16 protein-coding genes and 1 pseudogene are annotated in these 19,498 nt (G+C 69.6%); 12 read left to right on the top strand and 5 right to left on the bottom strand.

The window, feature by feature from the left end:
• Positions 1-196: 196 nt before the first annotated feature.
• Together OG729_RS36375 and OG729_RS36380 are read right to left on the bottom strand one after the other, a co-directional pair.
• Positions 197-394, bottom strand: a pseudogene (locus OG729_RS36375) (hypothetical protein); the annotation flags it as partial.
• 352 nt (positions 395-746) lie between these two features.
• Positions 747-2,537 carry a serine hydrolase gene (locus OG729_RS36380; protein ID WP_405810277.1) on the bottom strand — a complete coding sequence of 597 codons (1,791 nt, stop codon included), beginning with the start codon at positions 2,535-2,537 and terminating at the stop codon, positions 747-749.
• 149 nt (positions 2,538-2,686) lie between these two features.
• Here OG729_RS36380 and OG729_RS36385 point away from each other — a divergent pair, with 149 nt between their 5' ends.
• Positions 2,687-3,796 (top strand): NAD(P)H-dependent flavin oxidoreductase, encoded by a 1,110-nt coding sequence (locus OG729_RS36385; RefSeq protein ID WP_405810278.1) that lies wholly within the window; start codon positions 2,687-2,689, stop codon positions 3,794-3,796.
• Positions 3,793-5,370 carry an acyl-CoA synthetase gene (locus OG729_RS36390; protein WP_405810280.1) on the top strand — a complete coding sequence of 526 codons (1,578 nt, stop codon included), beginning with the start codon at positions 3,793-3,795 and terminating at the stop codon, positions 5,368-5,370. Before OG729_RS36385 ends, OG729_RS36390 begins: the two co-directional genes overlap by 4 nt.
• A 41-nt stretch (positions 5,371-5,411) precedes the next feature.
• Here the strand turns inward: OG729_RS36390 and OG729_RS36395 are convergent, their stop codons facing one another.
• Positions 5,412-7,799, bottom strand: coding sequence for an acylase (locus OG729_RS36395; RefSeq protein WP_405810281.1), 2,388 nt, complete (start codon positions 7,797-7,799; stop codon positions 5,412-5,414).
• 126 nt (positions 7,800-7,925) lie between these two features.
• Here OG729_RS36395 and OG729_RS36400 point away from each other — a divergent pair, with 126 nt between their 5' ends.
• Positions 7,926-9,422 carry an acyl-CoA synthetase gene (locus OG729_RS36400; RefSeq protein WP_405810283.1) on the top strand — a complete coding sequence of 499 codons (1,497 nt, stop codon included), beginning with the start codon at positions 7,926-7,928 and terminating at the stop codon, positions 9,420-9,422.
• Here OG729_RS36400 and paaK read toward each other — a convergent pair.
• On the bottom strand, positions 9,409-10,695 hold the full coding sequence (gene paaK / locus OG729_RS36405) for a phenylacetate--CoA ligase PaaK (protein ID WP_405810284.1): 1,287 nt from the start codon (positions 10,693-10,695) through the stop codon (positions 9,409-9,411). The two genes, OG729_RS36400 and paaK, sit on opposite strands and share 14 nt — an antisense overlap.
• A gap of 307 nt (positions 10,696-11,002) precedes the next feature.
• Between paaK and OG729_RS36410 the strand changes: the two genes are divergently transcribed.
• Both OG729_RS36410 and OG729_RS36415 read left to right on the top strand, forming a co-directional pair.
• On the top strand, positions 11,003-11,539 hold the full coding sequence (locus OG729_RS36410) for a VOC family protein (protein WP_405810285.1): 537 nt from the start codon (positions 11,003-11,005) through the stop codon (positions 11,537-11,539).
• A gap of 73 nt (positions 11,540-11,612) precedes the next feature.
• Positions 11,613-12,239, top strand: coding sequence for a chorismate mutase (locus tag OG729_RS36415; RefSeq protein WP_405810287.1), 627 nt, complete (start codon positions 11,613-11,615; stop codon positions 12,237-12,239).
• 52 nt (positions 12,240-12,291) lie between these two features.
• Here OG729_RS36415 and OG729_RS36420 read toward each other — a convergent pair whose 3' ends face one another.
• Positions 12,292-13,914, bottom strand: coding sequence for an acyl-CoA synthetase (locus OG729_RS36420; protein WP_360868525.1), 1,623 nt, complete (start codon positions 13,912-13,914; stop codon positions 12,292-12,294).
• 164 nt (positions 13,915-14,078) lie between these two features.
• On the opposite strand from OG729_RS36420, the gene OG729_RS36425 reads away from it, so the two are divergent.
• From OG729_RS36425 to OG729_RS36455, 7 genes are all read left to right on the top strand, one after another.
• Positions 14,079-14,879: a crotonase/enoyl-CoA hydratase family protein gene (locus OG729_RS36425; protein ID WP_405810289.1), complete on the top strand. Its 801-nt coding sequence runs from the start codon at positions 14,079-14,081 to the stop codon at positions 14,877-14,879.
• 182 nt (positions 14,880-15,061) lie between these two features.
• Positions 15,062-16,021, top strand: a complete 960-nt coding sequence (locus OG729_RS36430) for a Zn-ribbon domain-containing OB-fold protein (RefSeq protein ID WP_405810290.1) — start codon at positions 15,062-15,064, stop codon at positions 16,019-16,021.
• Positions 16,018-17,070 (top strand): thiolase domain-containing protein, encoded by a 1,053-nt coding sequence (locus OG729_RS36435; protein ID WP_405810292.1) that lies wholly within the window; start codon positions 16,018-16,020, stop codon positions 17,068-17,070. The genes OG729_RS36430 and OG729_RS36435 overlap by 4 nt, the downstream gene beginning before the upstream one ends.
• On the top strand, positions 17,063-18,229 hold the full coding sequence (locus tag OG729_RS36440) for a thiolase domain-containing protein (RefSeq protein ID WP_360868535.1): 1,167 nt from the start codon (positions 17,063-17,065) through the stop codon (positions 18,227-18,229). The genes OG729_RS36435 and OG729_RS36440 overlap by 8 nt, the downstream gene beginning before the upstream one ends.
• Before the next feature lie 140 nt (positions 18,230-18,369).
• On the top strand, positions 18,370-18,612 hold the full coding sequence (locus OG729_RS36445; RefSeq protein ID WP_360868538.1) for a DUF397 domain-containing protein: 243 nt from the start codon (positions 18,370-18,372) through the stop codon (positions 18,610-18,612).
• A gap of 83 nt (positions 18,613-18,695) precedes the next feature.
• Entirely contained in the window at positions 18,696-18,854 is a 159-nt protein-coding gene (locus tag OG729_RS36450; RefSeq protein WP_360868541.1) for a hypothetical protein, read from the top strand.
• A 173-nt stretch (positions 18,855-19,027) separates the two neighbouring features.
• The gene (locus tag OG729_RS36455) at positions 19,028-19,372 is read left to right on the top strand and encodes a hypothetical protein (RefSeq protein WP_360868544.1); all 345 of its coding nucleotides are present in this window, start codon (positions 19,028-19,030) and stop codon (positions 19,370-19,372) included.
• Positions 19,373-19,498: the final 126 nt, after the last annotated feature.

Genomic DNA, 19,498 nt, shown 5'->3' on the forward strand with positions numbered 1-19,498 from the left:
AGTCGTCCAGTGCTTCGGGGGTGACGTTGTGGGCATTGGCGTCTTCGCGTTGGTTGCGTTCGGTGAGTCGTTGGAGCAGTTCGGCGGGGTCGGTGGGGAGGTAGACCAGGACCGGCTGACCGTCGACCTCGCGGAAGTCATCCTGCCAGGCTTCGCGGGGCCGAGGCCGCCCCGGCCAACGAGAAACGGGCCCCCGTCAGGACTTTTGTCTCTGGCGAGAACCTGTTTCGTCGGTCTGTGTGTCCCTAACGCAAGGAGGAGTTCGATGCCCCCAGCGGATGCCTTTCTTGCTGCGGATGTGTGCGCGTTCGCGGCGCTCGGCGGCCAGCACTTCGGGGTGGCGGGCGTTGGCGTTGCGCCAGAGCAGGTAGCGGCGCAGTTCGCGGGTCTGGAACCAGCACTCCCCGTGTGTCGAGGGACGACTTGGCCTTTGGCTCTTCAGAAGCTGGCCCTTGGCCGAGCAAGACCGAACCCGCAGTCAAAATGGTCCTGTTCGGCACAGTGCTTCAAGTTCCGGCTCGAACGCATCCCAGAATCTACGAACCCGCGCGCTTCCGCCTGCGACGGGCTTGTTCCCCACCCCGCCCCTGTCCGTAACTGGGGGTCCGCCCCAGACCCGTACGCGCTTCGCGCGTGTCCTCAATCTCCCCCAGACTTCGTCCGGGGGACCCCCAGACGGGCTTGATTGCGCGGCCAAGCCGCACAATCAAGCCTCGCCGGCGTTTCAGGCGCGGGGTCGGGGGCCGTCAGTCCCGGCACGCCGCCCAGCCCTCGATCTCTATCCGCGCGGCGTCCCCGGGTCTCGACTCGTCGAAGACGGGGCGCCCGCCGTCCTCGACCCGCACCCCGTCCACGTACACCCCGCGCCAGACGTAGAGCTGGTCGGTCGCACAACGCCAGCGCAGCCGCACCGGGGTGCCGCACCACGCCGAGAGGTCCGCGGTGAGCCGGTGCCAGACACGCCCGGACCAGCCGGTCGCGGTGCCCGCCGGGTGTGACAGCGGCTCCTCCCCCTTGCGTACGGTCGTGAACGGCACCGCCCGCCAGGTCGCCCCCTCGTCCGCCGACCCCTCCAGGAACAGGGTGTCCGAGCCCGGCTCGGTGTCCCACCACAGCGAGCAGCACAGCCGCGCACGCGGCGAGGTGAGGGCGAGCGTGGGCAGCGTGAGCGTGGCGGACGTCGAATTGGCCATGCCGGAGAACCAGGCGGTGCGGCCGTGCTCGGGGCGGACGGCGACCGCGCGGGCCATGTTGTTGGCGGCGGCGACGCGCGGCGCACTGCCGGAGCGCCAACTGCGCACCGGATGCACGGAGTTTCCCAGGACGATCAGGAACGAGTCGGTGCTCGGGTCGAGGACCAGGCTGGTGCCGGTGAAGCCGGTGTGGCCCGCGGTGCGGGGCGTTGCCATCGCGCCCATGTACCAGTGCTGGTAGAGCTCGAAGCCGAGGCCGTGGTCATGACCGGGGAAGGCGGTGTTGAAGTCGGTGAACATCAGCTGCACGGACTCGGGCCGAAGGATCCGGGCCCTGCCGTACGAGCCGCCGTTCAGCAGCGTACGTGCGAGGATCGCGAGGTCCCAGGCGCGCGAGAAGACGCCGGCGTGGCCCGCGACTCCGCCGAAGCTGTACGCGTTCTCGTCGTGCACCTCGCCCCAGACCAGGCCGCGGTCGAGGCCCGACCAGGGCAGCCTGGCGTCCTCGGTGGCGGCGATCTTCGGCTTCCAGGAAGCGGGCGGGTTGTAGCGAGTGCGGTGCATCCCGAGTGGAGCAGTGATCTCGTTTCGGAGCAGTACATCCAGAGGGTGACCGGTGATCTCCTCCAGGATCAGCTGCAGCGAGATCAGATTGAGGTCGGAGTACAGGTACTTGGTGCCGGGTGGGCTGGCCGGGGCCTCGTTCCACAGCAGCCGGAGCTTTCCTTCCCGGGTCGGCTCCTTGTACAGCGGAATCCAGGCACGGAACCCCGAGGTGTGGGTCAGCAGCTGGCGCACGGTGATGTCCTGCTTGCCCGCGCCGCCGAATTCCGGGAGATACGAGGCGACGGTGGCCGCCAGCTCCAACGCCCCTCGCTCGATTTGCTGCACGGCGAGAATCGAGGTGAACAGCTTCGAGACCGACGCCAGATCGAAGACGGTGTCCTCGGCCATCGGGAGCTGCTGCTCCGTCGGGAACTCCACCCCGGCGTCGGTCTTCTCGTCGTAGGCCGCATAGCGCACCGCCTTGCCGATGGGCCGGTGCAGCGCCACAGTGCCGCCCCGCCCCGCCAGCAGAACGGCTCCCGCGTACCAGGGGTGCCTGGGGGAGGGGGTGAGGAACTTCTCGGCGTCGGCGACCAGTTGGTCGAGATGACCGGGGATCAGCCCGGCCCGCTCGGCGGAGCCGCGCCGGAGTGTGGCATGGCCGCCGCCCGCTCTCCCTGCCTCCGTCGCCGCGGTGGCACCCGGAATCGGACCGATCACCAGCGCACCTCCCAGAGCCAGGACGCCGCCACCGAGTCGGCGCCGGCTGATCCCGCTGCCCGCCGAGTCCTCCGTCATTCTCACCCTCCCTGAAAGAATCCTTCGAACTCTCGCGCAACACGTGAAACTTTCTTACCGACGGCAGGGGCCGTCAAGGCGGCAAAGAATCTGACACTGCATCAGAAAATCTCTTCCCTCGTCCGGCCCACTGCGGCATCCTGCGCCCCATGGAGACGGAGCTGAGCAAGAGACTGGGCGTCGAGCACGCCATCTTCGGCTTCACGCCTTTCCCGGCGGTGGCCGCCGCGATCACCCGGGCGGGAGGTTTCGGCGTCCTCGGCGCAGTCCGCTACACCGCCCCCGACGACCTCAAACGCGACCTCGACTGGATGCAGGAGCACACGGACGGCAAGCCCTACGGCCTCGACGTCGTCATGCCCGCCAAGAAGGTCGAGGGGGTGAGCGAGGCCGACGTGGAGGCGATGATCCCGGCGGGGCACCGGCAGTTCGTCGAGGAGACCCTCGCCAAGCACGGCGTACCGGAGCTCCCCGAGGGCGAGGCCTCCGGCTGGCGCATCACCGGCTGGATGGAGCAGGTGGCACGCAGCCAGCTCGACGTGGCCTTCGACTACCCGATCAAGCTCCTCGCCAACGCGCTCGGCTCCCCGCCCATGGATGTCGTCCAGCGCGCCCACGACCACGGCATCCTGGTCGCGGCCCTCGCCGGGAGCGCCAAGCACGCCCGCCACCACGCCGAAGCGGGCATCGACATCGTCGTCGCACAGGGCTACGAGGCGGGCGGCCACACCGGTGACATCGCCTCCATGGTGCTCACCCCGGAGGTCGTGGCGGCCGTGAGCCCGCTGCCCGTACTCGCCGCCGGCGGTATCGGCAGCGGCGAGCAGATCACCGCCGGACTCGCACTCGGCGCCCAGGGCGTCTGGCTCGGCTCTCTGTGGCTCACCACCACCGAGGCGGACCTCCACTCGCGCGCCCTCACCGAAAAGCTCCTCGCGGCGGGTTCGGGGGACACCGTCCGCTCGCGCGCCCTGACCGGGAAGCCCGCCCGTCAGCTGCGCACCGAGTGGACGGACGCCTGGGACGACCCGAACGGACCCGGCGCCCTGCCCATGCCGCTCCAGGGACTGCTCGTCGCCGACGCCGTATCGCGTATCCAGAAATACGAAGTCGGGGCGCTGCTCGGTACACCCGTCGGGCAGATCGTCGGCCGGATGAACTCCGAGCGCAGTGTGCGGCAGGTCTTCGACGACCTCACATGCGGCTTCGAGCGGGCTGTGGACCGGATCAACCACATCGCCGGAAGGAGCCAGTCATGACCGAACGGCCGTGGGGGTCCCCCCGGACGGAGTCTGCGGGAGGCTTCTGGGCTCAGGCGACCGCCGACCCGGACCGGTCGATCCTGATCGCGCCGGACGGCGAGATGTGGACAGCCGGGCGGCTGCACGCCGCCGCGAACCAGCTCGTCCACGGTCTGCGCGCGGCGGGCCTGGAGAAGGGGGACGCCTTCGCGGTCGTCCTCCCCAATGGCGTCGAGTTCTTCACGGCCTATCTCGCCGCGTCCCAGGCCGGGTTCTATCTCGTCCCTGTCAACCATCACCTCGTCGGTCCCGAGATCGCCTGGATCGTCTCCGACTCCGGAGCCAAGGTGCTCATCGCGCACGAGCGCTTCGCGGACGCCGCCACGGCCGCCGCCGACGAGGCGAAGCTGCCGGCGAGCCACCGCTACGCCGTGGGCGCGGTCGAAGGATTCCGTCCGTACGTCGAACTCCTCGCCGGACAGCCCCGGTCCGCGCCCGACGACCGGACGCTCGGCTGGGTCATGAACTACACCTCGGGCACCACCGGACGGCCGCGCGGCATCCGCCGTCCGCTGTCCGGCCAGGTCCCCGAGGAGACCCACCTCGGCGGCTTCCTCGGCATCTTCGGCATCAGGCCCTTCGGCGACAACGTCCATCTGGTCTGCTCGCCGCTCTACCACACCGCCGTACTCCAATTCGCGGGCGCCTCCCTGCACATCGGGCATCCGCTGGTGCTGATGGACAAGTGGACGCCCGAGGAGATGCTGCGCCTCATCGACGCGTACGACTGCACCCACACGCACATGGTGCCGACGCAGTTCCATCGGCTGCTCGCACTGCCCGACGCGGTCAAGGAGCGCTACGACGTCTCCTCCATGCGGCATGCCATCCATGGCGCGGCCCCCTGTCCCGACCATGTGAAGCGGGCGATGATCGACTGGTGGGGGAGCTGTGTCGAGGAGTACTACGCGGCGAGTGAGGGAGGCGGGGCGTTCGCGACCGCCGAGGACTGGCTGAAGAAGCCCGGCACCGTCGGCAAGGCCTGGCCCATCAGCGAGCTCGCCGTCTTCGACGACGACGGAAACAAGCTTCCGCCCGGCGAACTGGGCACCGTCTACATGAAGATGAGCACCGGCGGCTTCAGCTACCACAAGGACGAGGCCAAGACGAAGAAGAACCGCATCGGCGACTTCTTCACCGTCGGCGATCTCGGCATCCTCGACGAGGACGGCTTTCTCTTCCTCCGCGACCGCAAGATCGACATGATCATCTCGGGCGGCGTCAACATCTATCCCGCCGAGATCGAGTCGGCACTGCTGACCCATCCCGCCGTCGCGGACGCGGCAGCGTTCGGGATCCCGCACGCCGACTGGGGCGAAGAGGTCAAGGCTGTCGTCGAACCGGCCGAGGGCAATGAGCCGGGCGCCGCGCTGGCCGCCGACATCCTGGCCCACTGCGAACGCCAACTGGCAGGCTACAAACGCCCCAGGACGGTGGACTTCATCGAGGTCATGCCGCGCGATCCGAACGGCAAGCTCTACAAGCGCAGGCTGCGCGCGCCGTACTGGGAGGGCCACGAGCGCGCGATGTGAGCCCGGACAGCGCGACGGCTGTCCGGGCCCCCTGAACCGCGTCAGCCCCTGACCCACACCACCTTCAGTGCGGGCGAGCGCCAGATGTCCCGCTCGCAGAACCGGGACGTCACCCAGCGCTCGCCCGAGAACAGCTCGGTCTGGTCGCTGTAGTGCGGGGAATTGGGGTTCGACGACTGGGAGTAGGTGAGCAGAGTGCGTGCCACCGGGCAGTGCCCGCCGTCCCAGCCGACCGCCTGGACATGGCTCGAACCCGTCACCACCTGGGTGTAGCCGACTGCCGGACTCCACACCGGCTCGACCTTGTTCCAGACGCCGAGACCCTCCGTGCCGCCAGGGACCGGGATGCGCTTGTCGTTCCGTACGACAAACTGGTGCTCACTCAGTGGCGCGGCCAGTGGAATCCCGGCCGTACGCAGTTCGGCGACGGCATTGGTGAGCGCGCGGGCGAAGCCGGGCGACGCGGTGTTCAGCGTGTTCGGCGTGCGCACCGGATCGGCCGCCGAGAACGGCACCTTCCACAGCTCGGCCGCCGGGACCGACGCGGTCAGGCCCCGCCAGAACCGGTCGAAAAGGAGCGCGCCCCGGCTGTCGGGGTTCATGGTCCGGTCCCACGTCGCCAGCACGTCGCACGCCTGCTTCAGGTCGGCGCTCTTGTCGGGCAGTGCCACGCACGCCTTGGCTGTGTCGGCAGCGGCCAGATCCCCGGCAGGCACGCGGTTCGCGAACTGCTGCTTCTGCAGATCGGCGACGGTCAGCCGGCCCCTGCCCGCCATCGCGGCCACATCCTCGATGCCGCCTCGGGTGCGCAGCGAACGAGGGGTGCCGATCGAGCCGAAGACCCGCTCGTAGCCGGTGATCGGTCGGTCGGCGTTGGCCAGCCAGGCACTGTCGTTGGAGTTCTCCGCGTACGGAGCGTTCTTGAGTGCCGGCATCTTCGACGGGCCGAAGATGCCGGGCTGCACCGCGTCCTCGTCCGAACCGAGCGCGCAGTCGCCGCGCGAACCGTCCAGCACGGCCACACCCGACGCCGGATACGTCACCCTGCCCAGCGGGGTCGAGCAGCGCTGCGCCAACTCGTCCGTGATCCGCGGCAGCACCTGCGACTGGGTGAAGAGCGTGTGGCCCTTCGAGTCGGCGGCGATCGTATTGATCCACGGCAGCCCCTGGGTACGCCGCAGCGCCCGCACCACATCGTCGGTGGAGTGGGACCTGCCGAAGGCGAGCGCGGTGTCGGAGGCGCGCAGATTCGACGCGTTGGGGTCGTTGAGCGCGTACGCCGTCGTGGCCGACCAGGGCAGCGGCAGCGTCGGGCCGAGAGAGGTGACGACCGGCCCGTACCGCGTCCACCACTGGGTACGGATCACGGGCGGCCCGTCCTTGACCTGTACGGTGACGGTCCGCTTCGTCATCCGCTCCGGCCTGCCGTCCACCAGATACGCGGTCGGATCAGCCGGATCCAGCGTCAGCTGATGCAGATTCAGGGTGACGCCGGTGGCGACGGTATGACTCCACGCCACCTTGTCGTTGAAGCCTATGTTGACCACGGCGGTGCCGAGCAGCGAGGCGCCCGAGACATTCAGCTCGCCGGGGATGGTCTGCTGGGACTGCCAGAACCGGCGGCCGCCCTGCCACGGATAGTGAGGGTTGCCGAGCAGCAGACCTCGGCCGCTCGCAGTCCTACTGCCGCTGAACGCCACGGCATTGGAGCCCATGTCGGCGCTCTCGGCGGCGAACAGTTCACGTGCGGCCTTCGCCGTCGCCGCCGCCTCGGGCGCGCCGACCGGTGCCTGGCCCGGCGGCTGCGCCGCGGTGATGCCGTCGATGCCCCGCCCCTGGCCGCCGAGCACCGAGACGGCGAAGCCTCGCCTGGCCACGTCCAGTGTGGTCACCGGGCCCACCCAGTCGGCGTTCTTGCAGGCAGGATCCGTGATGGGGCGCTGCTTCAGCCAGGCGTTGTAGCCGGCGGCCCAGCCCCGCATCAGCTCCTTGACCTGCCGTCCTGGACCGGCCGGTGCAGGGGTGGCCAGCAGCTTCTCGACGGTGCCCGCGTCGCGTATGCCGCGGAAGTACAGATCACTGGAGAGGTTCTTCGTCGCCGAGGAGAGCGAGCCGTCGGGGGCCGCGTCGGGGCCGAAATAGCGCGAGCGCTCGCCGCGCACCGTGACGAAGCCGTTGGCGAGGACGCACACCTGGTCGGCGGCCTGCGCCCAGCCGGTGCCGAAGCCGAGACTCGCGTAGTCCTTGGCGACGATGTGCGGAATTCCGTACTCGGTGTAGCGGATGACGGCGGACAGACCACCGCCGAAGGGGTGCTGGTCGTTCCGGTCACGGGAATCGGCGGATGCGGCCGGCGGCAGCGCGGACACGGCCGTCACCAGGGCTATGGCGGTGAGCGCGAGCCGTCTCAGGCGGGTGCGGAAGAGCAACGTGCCTCCCAACGGACTGCGGAGAAAGCGAGTTGGTCCATGCATTCAGCCGCGGCGGGCGGTGTCAACATCCCGTTCGGTATCCGGGTACTTGACCCTCCGGCCGCCGCCGCACAGGATCGCGCCATGACCGGTGTACGCAACAGCACAGTCGACGGCATCGTGCGGCGCAGCGCCCGGCGCACCCCGGACCGAACCGCCGTACGGTACGCGGACCGGGCCTGGACCTACGCCGAGCTGGACTCCGCCGTCTCCACCGCGGCCGCCGAGCTCATCGGGAACGGCCTGGAGTCCGGCGACCGGGTGGCCACCTACGGCCACAACTCGGACGTCTATCTGATCGCCTTCCTCGCCTGCGCGCGGGCCGGGCTGGTCCATGTGCCGGTCAACCAGAACCTCACCGGTGACGACCTTGCGTACATCCTTGAGGACTCGGCCAGCGCGCTGGTGCTCGCCGATCCCGATCTCGCGGGCCGGGTCCCCGAGGGCTTCACCGTGCGCCCGCTGCGCGACACGGACGACTCGCTGCTCGCCGCGCTGAACACCCCGCGCCCGTTCGACCCGGACGGGGACGCGCGGGAGGTGGTGCAGTTTCTCTATACCTCCGGCACCACCGCACTGCCCAAAGGCGCGATGATGACGCATCGAGCGCTCGTCCATGAGTACGTCAGCGCCATCACGGCGCTGGATCTCAACGAGTCCGACCGGCCCGTCCATTCGCTGCCGCTGTACCACTCGGCGCAGATGCATGTGTTCCTGCTGCCGTATCTCGCGGTCGGCGCGGAGAACATCATCATCGACGGGCCGGATGCGGCGAGGATCTTCGATCTGGTGGAGGCGGGGGAGGCGGACAGTCTCTTCGCGCCGCCCACGGTCTGGATCGGGCTGTCCAACCATCCCGACTTCGCCACCCGAGAGCTGGGCGGACTGCGCAAGGCGTACTACGGGGCGTCGATCATGCCCGTACCGGTACTGGAGCGACTGCGTGCCCGGCTGCCCGGCCTGGCCTTCTACAACTGCTTCGGGCAGAGCGAGATCGGTCCGCTGGCCACCGTCCTCGGGCCGGACGAGCACGAGGGACGGATGGACTCCTGTGGCCGACCCGTGCTCTTCGTGGAGGCGAACGTTGTCGACGAGAACGGCGACGAGGTCCCGGACGGGACGGCGGGCGAAGTCGTCTACCGCTCACCGCAGCTGTGCGAGGGCTACTGGCACAAGCCGGCCGAGACCAAAGAGGCCTTCCGCGACGGCTGGTTCCGCTCCGGCGACCTCGCCGTTCGCGACGCGGAGGGGTACTTCACCGTCGTCGACCGAGTGAAGGACGTCATCAACTCCGGGGGAGTGCTCGTCGCTTCACGGCAGGTCGAGGACGCGCTCTACACCCATCCCGCCGTCGCCGAGACCGCCGTCATCGGCCTGCCGGACGACCGCTGGATCGAGGCGGTCACCGCCGTCGTCGTCCCGCGAGGTGAGGTGACGCAGGCCGAGCTGATCGACCACGCGCGCGAGAAGCTCGCCCACTTCAAGGCCCCCAAGCGGGTCCTGTTCGTGGACGAGCTGCCGCGCAACGCCAGCGGAAAGATCCTCAAGCGCGAGCTGAGGGACCGCTTCACTTCGTCCTGAGATCCACGATCCGTTTGATCTTGCCCACCGACCGCTCCAGCGTCTCGGGGTCCACCACCTCGACCGTGACGGACACCCCGATGCCGTCCTTAACGGCCGCCGCGATCGCCCGGGCGGCGGCCTCCCGCTGGCCGGGAGTCGCCTCCACGCGCGCCTCGGCCCGCACCGTGAGCACGTCGAGACGGCCCTCGCGGGTCAGCCGCAGCTGGAAATGCGGCGCCACATGCGCCGTGCGCAGCACGATCTCCTCGATCTGGGTGGGGAAGAGATTGACCCCACGCAGGATCACCATGTCGTCGCTGCGCCCGGTCACCTTCTCCATCCGCCGGAACACCCGCGCCGTCCCCGGCAGCAGCCGCGTCAAGTCCCGTGTCCGGTAACGGATCACGGGCATGGCCTCCTTGGTGAGCGAGGTGAAGACCAGTTCGCCGTGCTCGCCGTCCGGCAGTACCTCGCCGGTGAACGGATCGACGACCTCCGGATAGAAGTGGTCCTCCCAGATGTGCAGCCCGTCCTTGGTCTCCACACACTCCTGCGCCACGCCGGGGCCGATGACCTCGGACAGCCCGTATATGTCGACGGCGTCGATCGCGAACCGCTCCTCGATCTCGCGGCGCATCTCCTCGGTCCACGGCTCGGCCCCGAAGATGCCGACCTCGAGGGACGTCGTACGCGGATCGACGCCCTGCCGCTCGAACTCGTCGAGCAGCGTGAGCATGTAGGAGGGCGTCACCATGATGATCTCGGGGCGGAAGTCCTGGATCAGCTGAACCTGACGGGCGGTCATGCCGCCGGAGGCCGGGATGACCGTGCAACCGAGCCGCTCGGCGCCGTAGTGTGCGCCGAGACCGCCGGTGAACAGCCCGTATCCGTACGCCACATGGACCTTGTGACCCGGCCGGCCGCCGGCCGCGCGGATCGAGCGGGCCACCACATCCGCCCACATGTCCAGATCGTGCTCGGTGTAGCCGACGACTGTGGGGCGGCCCGTGGTCCCGCTGGAGGCATGGATCCGCCGCACCTGGGACTGGTCCACGGCGAACATCCCGAACGGGTAGTTGTCCCGCAGATCGGCCTTGGCGGTGAACGGGAACCGGGCGAGGTCGGCGAGCGTGCGGCAGTCCTCGGGTCGCAGCCCCGCCTTGTCGAAGGACTGCCGGTAGAAGCCGACGTTCTCGTAGGCATGGCGCAAGGTCGCCCGCAGTCGCTCGAGCTGCAGCGCCTCGAGCTCCTCGCGACTGAGCCGCTCCGCCGCGTCCAGCAGGTCCGTCATTCGGATACTCCCGTCCCAAATCGGGCGACCGATCATTCGGTCGTGCTGTTTCGGGATCAGTAATCCAGGATCTCCCGTCTCCTGGCAAGAGGCCGGTTCCCGCAATCAGGGCTTGTGAACGCCGAGCGCGTCATCGGCGGCTGACGCCATGCCCCCGAGCTCGAACAATGCGCTCTCGGCGTACCGACTGGTACGTACGGACGATTACGGCACTCCCGCCGAGACGAGCCGTGGCCGAGGGGGCAAGATGCGGGATAGAAGTTGAAACCCGCAAACATTCTCACGACAGCCTGACAAGGAGTCCGCCATGCCCCAGCCCGAGGGAGCCGCGCTCGACGCCATCCACGCCCGAAGAGAGGAGCTGCGGCGGCGCCATCTGCGCCCGATGTCCGACCGGCCGCCGACCGCCGCCCGTGGCGTCCACCATGTCGCCTTCATCTGTCGCGACGTCGAGGAGACCATCCGCTTCTATCAGGACTTTCTCGGCTTCCCGCTGGTCGAGATCGTCGAGAACCGCGACTATCGCGGCTCCACGCACTTCTTCTTCGACATCGGCAACGGCAATCTGCTCGGCTTCTTCGACTTCCCCGGCCATGAGCACCCGCCGATCAAGGAGACGATCGGCGGGGTGCAGCATCTCGCCCTGTCGGTGGGCGCGGCGGAGTTCGACGCGGCTCGCAAGGCGCTGGACGAGGCGGGCATCGAGTACCTCGGACCGGACCGCGGGGTCGAGGACAGCCTGTACATCCGTGACCCCAGTGGCGTCCCACTGGAGCTCTACCGGGAGCGGCTCGGCATCTTCGACGGTGAGTCCATTCTCAGCCCGACGGACGGCGACGACTGAGGCCGACGGCTGGGTCAATGCGCCCCCGCCTCGTACGATCGACGTCGATTCGTCGGCCCGAGAAGGGGAACTCGTGCAACTGAGCTCATCCGTAAGGCGTTTGCTGACCACAGGCGCCGCCGCGACACTCCTGTTCACCGGGGCGGGCACCGCCTCCGCCGACCCGGCCGTACCGCAGACGGCTGCGGTCGCCGCGGCCGGCGTGCGGAGCGGCCCGTACTCCGGCCTCCACACCATTGCCGATCTCTCCGCCCAGCGGCTGGCCACCGCGGGCCTGGTCGCCGCGGCCAAATACGGCACAGGCGCTCCCATCGACGACCCGGCCCGGGAGAAGCAGGTCCTCGACAGCGTGGCGCAGCAGGCCCGCGACCTGGGTGCGGATCCCGAAGCGACGGTACGGATCTTCCGTGACCAGATCGAGGCGAACAAGCTTGTCCAGCGCGCGCTGTTCCGCCGCTGGGACGCGGACCCGTCGCAGGCGCCGACGGTGCGGCCCGACCTCGCGGAGGTACGCAAAGAGATCAACCGGATCAATGCCGCTCTCGTCCAGGGCATCGCCGATTCCGCCTCGGCCCGGCCGGCTCCGTACTGCGACGGCCTGCTGATCGCCTCGGCAGCGCACGTACGGCACGAGCGGCAGCTCGACGCGCTCCACACCGTGGCGCTGGTCCGCTCGCTGCGGTCCGTCTGCGGCGTCTGACCCGGGGTTCGCGCGTCCGGGAGCCCCGGGCGCGCGGCGGTGGGCCGGAGGGTCATTGCGTGGCCGACTCCACCGCGACCGTCCGGGCCCAGCGGTAGTCCGCCTTGCCGCTCGGTGAACGCTGGATCTCCTGCGCGATCACCAGCTGCCGGGGGATCTTGTACCCGGCCAGCCGGGTGCGGCAGTGCGTCTGGATGTCGTCGAGGCTCGGCGTGAGCGCGCCCGCGCGCAGCTGCACCACGGCCGCCACATGGTTGCCCCACCTGGTGTCCGGCACCCCGGCGACCAGGGCGTCGTACACATCCGGATGCGACTTGAGGGCCTGCTCGACCTCCTCGGGATACACCTTCTCGCCGCCGGTGTTGATGCACTGCGAGCCGCGGCCGAGAACGGTGACGATGCCCTCCTGGTCGACCGTCGCCATGTCGCCGAGCAGCACCCACCGCTCGTCGCCGCGCTGGAAGAAGGTCTCGGCGGTCTTCTTCGGGTCGTTGTAGTAGCCGAGCGGGACGTGTCCGCGCTGCGCGATGCGGCCCGGCTCGCCCGGCTGCACCGGTTCGTAGGTGGCCGGGTCGACCACCGCCGTACGGGCGTTGACCCGCAGCCTGAAGCCCTTCTCCGGTCCTGAGTCCTCGGTCGCGGTGCCGTTGAAGCCGGACTCCGACGAGCCGAAATTGTTCAGCAGCATCACATGCGGTACGAGCGCCGAGAACTGCGCCCGCACCGTCTCCGACATGATTGCGCCGGACGACGACACACTGAACAGGCAGGAGCAGTCGGTCCCTTTCATCGGCCCGGACAGCGCGTCGATCAGCGGCCGCAGCATTGCGTCGCCGACCAGCGACACGCTGGTGACCTTCTCCTTCTCGACCGTACGGAGCACTTCTTCGGGCACGAACTTGCGGTGGACGACGATCCGTTGGCCGAAGTTGAAGCCGATGAACGCGGTGAGGGTGGAGGTGCCGTGCATCAGTGGCGGAGTGGGGAAGAAGGTGATGCCGTCGCCGCCCGCGGCCACCCGCTCGGCGAGCTCCTCGGGCGCGGCCACTGGCTCGCCGGTGGGCGCGCCGCCGCCGAGCCCGGAGAAGAACAGGTCCTCCTGTCGCCACATCACGCCCTTGGGCATGCCGGTGGTGCCGCCGGTGTAGATGATGAACTGGTCGTCCGCGGAGCGCGCCCCGAAGCCGCGCTCGGGCGAGGCGAGGGCCTCGGCCTCGGCGAAGGGGACGGCGTCCAGCTGCGGCGCTCCGTCGGGCGGCGTGCCGACGCGCACGAGATGCCGGAGTTTCTCCGTCTTCGGCAGCGCGGCCGCGACCCGCTCGGTGAACTCCGCGTCGAAGACGAGCGCGGCGAGATCGGCGTCGCGGTAGAGATAGACCAGTTCCTCCTCCACGTAGCGGTAGTTGACATTGACCGGCACGATCCGCGCCTTCAGGCAGCCGAGAGTGGTCTGCAGATACTCGATGCCGTTGTAGAGATGCAGGCCGAGGTGGTCGCCGGGCTCGATGCCCGCGTCGATGAGATGGTGTGCGACGCGGTTGGCCGCGGCGTCCAGTTCGGCGTAGGTGAGCCGGCGCTCCGCGCCCGTGCCGGGATGGTCGATGTATACGAGCGCCTCGCGGTCCGGGACCACATCGACGACCGACTCGAACAGGTCGGCAAGGTTGTACTCCACCGTTCCTCCTGACCGCGGCCCGACTGACTCGCCGGTCATTAGAGCGCCGGGGCGAGCAACTGGGAAGAGGTGACGCAGAAGAATCTGACTGACTGTCAGAAAACTATTGAACTGGGCACCCGCCTCCTGCAACCTGTTCTAGGTCTGAAGACGGGAGAACAGCCATGGGTGGCACGGAACACCTCACCGTGCAGCGCGAAGGCGCCACGCTGGTGCTCACTTTGAACAGGCCGGAAGCGAAGAACGCACTCTCGCTGCCGATGCTGGTCGGTCTGTACGACGGCTGGCTGGAGGCGGACGAGGACGACGAGATCCGCTCCATCGTGCTGACGGGAGCAGGCGGCTCCTTCTGTGCCGGCATGGACCTCAAAGCCCTGGCGGGCAACGGGATGGAGGGACAGCAGTACCGGGACCGGCTGAAGGCCGACCCCGATCTGCACTGGAAGGCCATGCTGCGCCACCACCGCCCCCGCAAACCGGTGATCGCCGCTGTCGAGGGCCACTGTGTGGCGGGCGGGACCGAGATCCTCCAGGGCACCGACATCAGGGTCGCGGGCGCGAGCGCCACGTTCGGCCTCTTCGAGGTCAGGCGCGGGCTCTTCCCGATCGGCGGCTCGACCGTACGGCTGCAGCGCCAGATTCCCCGTACGCACGCCCTGGAAATGCTGCTCACCGGCCGCCCGTACAGCGCGTCGGAGGCGCGGGACATCGGGCTGGTCGGCCATGTCGTCGCCGACGGCGCCGCGCTGGAGAAGGCGCTCGCCGTCGCGGAGCAGATCAACGCGTGCGGGCCGCTCGCCGTCGAGGCGGTGAAGGCGTCGGTGTACGAGACGGCGGAGATGACGGAGACGGCGGGGCTGGCGGCGGAACTCGAACGGGGGTGGCCGGTCTTCGACACGGCGGATGCGAAGGAGGGGGCGCGCGCGTTCGCGGAGAAACGGGGGGCGGTGTACCGCCGGGCTTGAGTTTTCTCCCACCCGCCCTTCCCGTAACTGGGGCTCCGCCCCAGACCTCGCGCCTCAATCGCCGGCGGAAATCCAACCCCGTCCGGGGATTGAGGAAACGCGCGAAGCGCGTAGCGGGGTCCGGGGCGGAGCCCCGGTTCGGGCCCCCCGCACCCCCGCCGACCCCAGAAGGAGCCCCGCCCATGCTCACCGCACCGCTCGTCGTCGAGTTCCCCTTCACCCGCTCCCTCGGCCCCGTCCAGTCCGACTTCCTCACCGGACTGCGCGAGCGCACCGTCCTCGGCGTGCGGACCAGTGACGGCAAGGTCCTCGTGCCACCTGTCGAGTACGACCCCGTCACCGCCGAGGAGATCCGCGATCTGGTCGAGGTTGCCGCCACCGGAACCGTCACCACCTGGGCCTGGAACCCCAGCCCGCGCCGCGACCAGCCCCTGGCGACACCCTTCGCCTGGGTACTGGTGAAGCTCGACGGCGCCGACACCTCACTCCTCCACGTCCTCGACGCGGCGGGCCCCGACGCCGTACGCAGCGGCATGCGTGTCCGTATCCGCTGGGCCGAGGAGCGCACCGGAGCCATCACCGACATCGCCTGCTTCGAGCCGTACGACACAGAGTTGGACGACGGCGAGCCGGTCACTGACGTCACCGGGCACAGGGGCGAGTTCGCCGACGCGGTGACCGGCATCGTCGCCCCCGCCCGGCTCGACTACACCTACTCGCCCGGCCGCGCCCAGGCCGGCTACATCCACGCCCTCTCCGAGCGCAGGACCGTCGGCGAGCGGTGCCCCTCCTGCAGGAAGGTCTATGTGCCGCCCCGCGGCGCCTGCCCCACCTGCGGAGTCGCCACCGACGAGCAGGTCGAGGTCGGCCCGCGCGGCACCGTCACCACGTACTGCATCGTCAACATCAAGGCTGCGCATACGGCGAATCTCGACATCGAAGTGCCGTACGTCTATGCGCACATCGCCCTCGACGGCGCGGATCTCGCCCTGCACGGCCGTATCGGCGGCATCCCCTACGACCGGGTGCGGATGGGCCTGCGCGTCGAACCGGCGTGGAGCGAGGACGGCCGCTATCCGGACCACTACCGGCCCACCGGCGAGCCCGACGCCGACTACGACACGTACAAGGAGCTCCTGTGACCCGAGACGTGGCGATCGTCGCCTTCGCGCAGACCGACCACCTGCGGCGTACCGACGAGCTCTCCGAAGTCGAGATGCTGATGCCGGTGCTGCACCAGGTGCTGCGCCGGACCGGCCTGCAGACCAGCGACATCGGCTTCACCTGCTCAGGTTCCTCCGACTATCTCGCCGGACGGGCCTTCTCCTTCACCATGGCCCTGGACGGAGTCGGCGCCTGGCCGCCGATATCCGAGTCCCATGTCGAGATGGACGGCGCCTGGGCCCTGTACGAGGCCTGGGTGAAGATCCTCACGGGTGAGGCAGACACCGCGCTCGTCTACTCCTACGGGAAGTCCTCGCCCGGTGCGGTCCGGGACGTGCTCACCCGCCAGCTCGATCCCTACTACGTCGCACCCCTGTGGCCCGACTCGGTGGCGCTCGCCGCCCTGCAGGCCCAGGCCCTGATCGACGCGGGCGACACCGACGAACCCGCTCTCGCGACGATCGCGGCCCGCAGCCGCGACGCCGCCATCGCCAACCCCCATGCTCAACTGGCGGGTTCGCGGCCGCAGGGCGACTATCTGGTCCAGCCGTTGCGCACCGGCGACTGCCCGCCCATCGGCGACGGCGCGGCCGCCGTGATCCTCGCGGCCGGCGACAGGGCCCGCGAGCTGTGCGAGCGGCCCGCCTGGATCCGGGGCATCGACCACCGAATCGAGGCGCACAGCCTGGGAGTGCGCGATCTCACCGACTCGCCGTCGACCCGGCTCGCCGCCGAGCAAGCCGGAGCCTTCGAACGGCCCGTGGACACCGCGGAGTTGCATGCGCCCTTCACCTCGCAGGAGGTCGTGCTGCGCAAGGCGCTGAAGCTCGGCGACGACGTCACGGTCAATCCCTCCGGCGGCCCACTCGCCGCCAACCCGGTCATGGCCGCCGGCCTGATCCGTCTCGGCGAGGCCGCCGCCCGCATCCATCGCGGCGCGTCGGACCGGGCGCTCGCCCACGCCACCTCCGGCCCCTGCCTTCAGCAGAACCTGGTCGCCGTCCTCGAAGGAGAGGCCCGTGAGTAAAGAGCCCGTGGCCGTCGTCGGCATCGGCCAGACCAAGCACGTAGCCGCCCGCCGGGATGTCTCCATCGCGGGCCTGGTTCGCGAAGCGGCCCATAGCGCCCTGGAAGACGCCCAGTTGACTTGGTCGGACATCGACGCCGTCGTCATCGGCAAGGCTCCCGACTTCTTCGAGGGCCTGATGATGCCGGAGCTCTATCTCGCGGACGCGCTGGGAGCGGTCGGCAAGCCGATGCTGCGCGTCCACACCGCGGGCTCGGTCGGCGGCTCCACCGCCCTCGTCGCCTCCAACCTCGTCGCATCGCGAGTCCACCGCACCGTTCTCACCCTCGCCTTCGAGAAGCAGTCCGAGTCCAACGCGATGTGGGGCTTGTCCCTGCCGATCCCGTTCCAGCAGCCGCTGCTGGCGGGGGCGGGCGGCTTCTTCGCGCCGCACATACGGGCGTACATGCGCCGCACCGGCGCTCCGGACACCGTCGGTTCACTCGTCGCGTACAAGGACCGCCGCAACGCCCTGAAGAATCCGTACGCCCATCTCCACGAGCACGGCATCACGCTGGAGAAGGTGCAGGCGTCACCGATGCTCTGGGACCCGATCCGCTACTCCGAGACCTGCCCGTCCTCGGACGGCGCGTGCGCGATGATCCTCACCGACCGTGCGGGTGCGGCCCGTTCACCGCAGCCGCCCGCCTGGATGCACGGCGGCGCGATGCGCAGCGAGCCGACGATGTTCGCGGGCAAGGACTTTGTGTCCCCGCAGGCGGGCAAGGACTGCGCGGCCGACGTGTACCGGCAGGCCGGCATCGCCGATCCGCGCCGGGAGATCGATGTGGTCGAGATGTACGTTCCGTTCTCCTGGTACGAGCCGATGTGGCTGGAGAACCTGGGCTTCGCCGCCGAGGGGGAGGGCTGGAAGCTCACCGAGTCCGGGGTGACCGAACTCGACGGCGATCTGCCCGTGAATCCGTCGGGCGGTGTGCTGTCCACCAACCCCATCGGGGCCTCCGGCATGATCCGGTTCGCCGAGGCGGCCCTCCAGGTGCGCGGCCGGGCGGGCGAACACCAGGTGGAGGGGGCCCGCAGGGCACTGGGCCACGCCTATGGCGGCGGGTCGCAGTTCTTCTCCATGTGGCTGGTCGGCGCGGAGCCACCCAGCACCTGATCGACCGGTGTACGGCGCGCCGATCGACCGGTGTACGTCGCGTAACGGCGGACCGGCCGTGGTCCTGCTTCCGCGGCCTGTCCGCAGCCGGAGACGATCGCTAGTCTGAGGCCCGGAGACGACGCGGGAGGAGCACGGAAGTGGCCGAGACCACCACCACCACGCAGATGTTTTCGGGCTGGGACAAGCCGGAACTCGACCTCAGCAACGCCGACTGGCAGTCGAGCAGTCAGGGAACGGGAGACGTCCAGATCGCCTTCGTCGAGGGCTTCATCGCGATGCGCAACGGCGGCCGGCCGGAGAGCCCGTCGCTGATCTTCACTCCGGCCGAGTGGCGCGCGTTCGTCGTGAACGCCCGCGAGGGGGAGTTCGACCTCACGTAGCGGCTGCACACAGCGGCCTCCGGGGCGGGGGAGCCGTCGCGGGGTTACTGCCCAGCCCCGTCGGCGCGCAGCGGCTGCCGTCTGTGGACCGGGCGCCGGGCGAGCTCAATGTGGCGGCGGCCGACGGGCCCGTCGTCGTACGCCTCGACGGGCCGGGGGGCTCCGAGCCCGCCGCCGTGTCCCGGCAACCGGGCCTCGGGGCGGCCCGCCACCATGAGCGGCACCGGTCCGCTGCCGGCTGAGGCTCAACGCTGCCCGGCGGGCGCCCTCGGACAGCGGGGTGCACGTTCTCGACGAGAACGGCCGGATCAACTGAACACCTCGGGCGAGTTTCCCGTATGACTCTGCGCACCCCGGATTCCGGGGTGCGCAGCGTTCCCGCGAGATGCCGTCCCGAGACCGTGAGGATCAGCCCATGAGTGACCCCATCAACCCGCCTCTCCAAGCCCTTCCGGACGGGGAGGCCGAACTCCGTCTGGTGGTCCGTCTGCAGTGGGAGGACGTCGCCGCGCTGGGGCAGGAGGCGGGCCGGCTGGCCGCTCAGATGCAGCGGCCGGTGACCCTCGACGAGGCCGCGAGCCATCGGTTGCGGACGCGGGCCGCGGGACATGCCAGGCCCGCGGCGGCGGCCCAGCACAGCGCGCCGTCGTCCGTCTCGTCGCTCACGGCCCGGACCCCCGGAGAGCACGCCCGCCAGGCGATCGAGAAGATCAACGGGACGACCGGACCCGGGCTCGGCCCGACCCAGACATCGGCCTGACCGGGACCGCACCCCCCGGCTTCCTCAGCACTCGAAAGCTCCCGCCAACAGCTTTGCGCAGGACAGGTTCGCGTTCGCCTCCGCGGGCGTACCCTGAGGTGCCTTGAGGACGTCCGTCCGGCAGTC

Source organism: Streptomyces sp. NBC_00210 (assembly GCF_045160975.1).
In the GTDB taxonomy this organism is placed as follows: Bacteria; Actinomycetota; Actinomycetes; order Streptomycetales; family Streptomycetaceae; genus Streptomyces.